The sequence below is a fragment of the Bacillus sp. mrc49 genome (assembly GCF_002803435.1).
Genome location: NZ_PHNG01000726.1, coordinates 1 through 4,072, shown reverse-complemented (window position 1 = coordinate 4,072; position 4,072 = coordinate 1). Strand labels below are relative to the sequence as shown.

General features: G+C 47.3%; 2 protein-coding genes. Both read right to left on the bottom strand.

Annotated features, from left to right (window positions below):
* Positions 1-285: 285 nt before the first annotated feature.
* Positions 286-3,165 carry an excinuclease ABC subunit UvrA gene (gene uvrA, locus CVN76_RS21265; RefSeq protein WP_100532960.1) on the bottom strand — a complete coding sequence of 960 codons (2,880 nt, stop codon included), beginning with the start codon at positions 3,163-3,165 and terminating at the stop codon, positions 286-288.
* 6 nt (positions 3,166-3,171) lie between these two features.
* Positions 3,172-4,072, bottom strand: a 901-nt coding sequence (locus CVN76_RS21260; RefSeq protein ID WP_198512613.1) for a helicase-related protein, incomplete at its 5' end; no start/stop codon positions are given.

Genomic DNA, 4,072 nt, shown 5'->3' with positions numbered 1-4,072 from the left:
CATTTTATTCATACATACGCCTAGATATCTAAAAAGTTTCATAAATACTGTTTTTACCATCATTCGACAAAGTGAACTGACATTTTCCGAAACGGAAAACATGATATTCCCCCGGAAATATTCCGCTTTCCCAGCATTTAATCAAATGATTGATTAAATGCTGACTTTCATTTTTCTACAAAATAACAGGTAGCCTGCAGGAAAACGCGAAGATCATGGCGAGGTTGATCTTGGGCCGGTTCTTCCCAAAACAAAAGGGGAGCAAGCCTGATGGCTCGCTCCCTTTCATGCATGTTCATGCTCTTGTTCTTTTGCCTCGATCAAGTTTTCCATGCGGATTTGGTCACGCGTCAATACTGGCTTTAAATATTTGCCCGTGTATGATTCGGAAACCTCACATATTTTCTCAGGTGTACCATAGGTGACAATCGTTCCGCCCTTGTCCCCGCCTTCCGGTCCCAGGTCAATGATATGGTCCGCCGTTTTGATGACATCAAGGTTATGCTCAATCACTAAAACGGTATCACCGTTGTCAACCAGGCGCTGCAGCACCTCAAGCAGCCTTGCAATGTCATGGACATGGAGCCCGGTAGTCGGTTCATCCAGGATATAGAAGGAGCGTCCGGTCGAACGGCGATGCAATTCAGAAGCAAGCTTCACCCTTTGCGCTTCACCGCCTGATAATGTCGTGGCTGGCTGTCCAAGCTTAATATATCCCAAGCCCACATCAAATATCGTTTGGAGCTTCCGTTTGATTTTCGGGATATTTTCAAAGAAGCTGACGCCTTCCTCCACTGTCATATCGAGGATGTCAGAAATGTTTTTCCCTTTATATTTCACTTCAAGCGTTTCCCGGTTATACCGTTTTCCATGACAGACTTCACATGGAACATAGACATCCGGAAGGAAATGCATTTCGATTTTGATGATGCCATCGCCGCGGCAGGCTTCACAGCGGCCGCCCTTCACATTGAAGCTGAAACGGCCTTTTTTATACCCGCGGATTTTCGCTTCGTTCGTCGTCGCAAAAACGTCACGAACATCATCAAATACGCCTGTATACGTGGCTGGATTTGAACGCGGGGTCCTTCCAATCGGGGACTGGTCGATATCGATGACCTTATCCAAATGCTCAATCCCCTTGATTTCACGAAAGTCCCCTGGTCTGGCTTTTGCACGATTCAGCTTTTGGGCCAATGACTTATGAAGTATCTCATTCACTAATGTACTCTTACCCGAACCCGAAACTCCAGTCACGGCGGTAAAGACTCCAAGCGGGAACTTCACATTCACATTCTTCAGGTTATTTTCCTTGGCACCTTTTATTTCGATGACACGGCCGTCGTTTTTACGGCGCTCCAATGGCAATGGGATGAATTTCTTCCCTGCCAAATATTGACCCGTCAACGAGTCAGGATTGTTCATGACTTCCTCCGGAGTGCCGGCGGCCACGATTTCCCCTCCATGGGCCCCTGCCCCAGGTCCGACATCAATCAAATAATCGGCAGCAAGCATCGTATCTTCATCGTGCTCGACTACGATCAAGGTGTTTCCGATTTCACGCATATTTTTCAACGTTTCGATCAAGCGGTCGTTATCCCGCTGATGGAGTCCGATAGAAGGCTCATCCAGAATGTACAGCACTCCCGTCAATCGGGAACCGATCTGCGTTGCCAATCTGATACGCTGCGCTTCACCGCCTGATAATGTCCCGGCAGCCCTGCTCAACGTCAAATATTCCAAACCAACATTAGCCAAAAACCCGAGCCGCTCGCGAATTTCCCGTAAAATCAGCCTGGCGATCGCGGCCTCTTTTTCCGTCAAATCAAGCTCATCGAAAAATATCAAGGCATCTTCAACCGATAAAGCGGTCGTTTCACTTATATGGACCCCTTGGATGAGTACGGCCAGGCTTTCCTTTTTCAAACGATGGCCCTTACAGGTTGGACAGTGGTGCTCTGACATGTATTTTTGCATTTGCTCACGGATATAATCCGAGCTCGTCTCCTTGAAACGCCTCTCGATGTTTCTTAAGATGCCCTCAAAGGTAATATATCCTTCTTGCACTCTTCCAAAATCATTCTTATAGCGGAAATAAATCTTGTCTTTGCCTGAGCCATTTAAAATCTTATCCATATTATCCTCAGGCAATTCTTTAACGGGCACATCCATATCGATTCCATAGTGGTTGGCTACCGCCTCAAGCAGCTGAGGATAATATTGTGAGCTTGTCGGTTCCCATGGGGCAATGGCATGTTGGTGCAAGGTTAAATCCTTATCCGGGATGACCAGGTCCCGGTCCACTTCAAGCCTTGCCCCTAAACCATCACAATCAGGGCAGGCGCCAAACGGGCTATTGAAGGAGAACATCCTTGGTTCCAATTCCTCAATCGAAAACCCGCAGTATGGACAAGCATGATTCTCACTGAACAGCAGTTCTTCCTCACCCATGACGTCAATGATGACCTTGCCTTCACCAAGCTTCAAAGCACTTTCCAACGAATCGGCAAGCCTGGCCCTAACACCCTCTTTAATGACGATCCGGTCGATGATCACTTCAATCGAATGCTTTTTATTTTTTTCCAGTACGATTTCATCACTTAAATCATGCATTTCCCCATTCACACGAATGCGGACATATCCTTGTTTCTTGACTTCCTCCAAGACCTTCGCATGTGTCCCTTTCCTGCCAGAGACTAGCGGGGCCAATACTTGAAGCTTGGTGCGTTCAGGGTAATCAAGGATGCGGTCCACCATTTGCTCAATCGTTTGGGAGCTGATTTCTATGTTGTGGATCGGACAGGTAGGCCTGCCGACACGTGCATATAACAGCCTTAAATAATCATAGATTTCCGTAACGGTCCCTACGGTTGATCGGGGATTGCGACTGGTCGTTTTCTGGTCTATGGAAATGGCAGGTGATAAACCTTCAATCGCATCGACATCCGGTTTATCCACCTGACCTAAAAATTGACGCGCATAAGCGGACAATGATTCCACATAACGTCTTTGCCCTTCTGCATAAATCGTATCAAAGGCCAAGGAAGACTTTCCAGATCCAGATAATCCAGTAAGGACGACAAGTTTGTCCCTCGGTATCGTGATATCAATATTCTTTAAATTGTTGGCCCTTGCGCCTTTGATCACAATCTTATCCATTGCCATGTTTCGTCACCCTTCCGCTTTTAACTCTAGTAATAAATCACGCAGCTCGGCAGCCCGCTCGAAGTCCAGCGCCTTTGCTGCTTCCTTCATTTCTTTTTCCATGCTTTCCATCACTTTTAGGCGCTCTTTTTTCGGGAGCTTCGCAAAGCTTGGCGCAAGATCTTCTTTGTACTCTTCCCCTTCTTCCGCCACATGTGTAGCCCTGATGGAGTCACGGATATCCTTTTGAATGGTTTGCGGCAGGATCCCATGCGCTTCATTATACTGCTCCTGAATTTCACGGCGCCGCTTCGTTTCATTGATGGCAAGCTCCATCGAATTCGTGATGCGGTCTGCATACATGATGACATGCCCATTGGCATTCCGTGCAGCACGGCCCATCGTTTGGATGAGCGAACGCTCCGAGCGGAGGAAACCTTCTTTATCGGCATCGAGGATGGTCACTAACGACACTTCCGGTATATCCAATCCTTCCCGCAAGAGGTTGATTCCGACGAGTACATCATATTTGCCCATTCGCAGCTCGCGGATGATTTCTATTCTTTCTAAGGTTTTCACTTCCGAATGAAGGTATTGAACCTTGATGCCGATTTCCTTTAAATAATCCGTCAAGTCTTCGGACATCTTTTTCGTCAGGGTCGTAATCAGGACCCGTTCATTCTTTTTGACCCGATCCTGGATTTCTCCGATCATGTCATCTATCTGCCCTTCAATTGGACGAACCTCGATTGTTGGGTCAAGCAAGCCGGTAGGACGAATGATCTGCTGGACCATTTCAGGTGTATGCTCGAGTTCATATGGTCCCGGTGTCGCTGAAACGAATACCGATTGATGGACCTTTTTCTCGAATTCCTCAAATCTTAGCGGCCGGTTATCCTTCGCGGACGGCAGACGGAAGCCATGATCG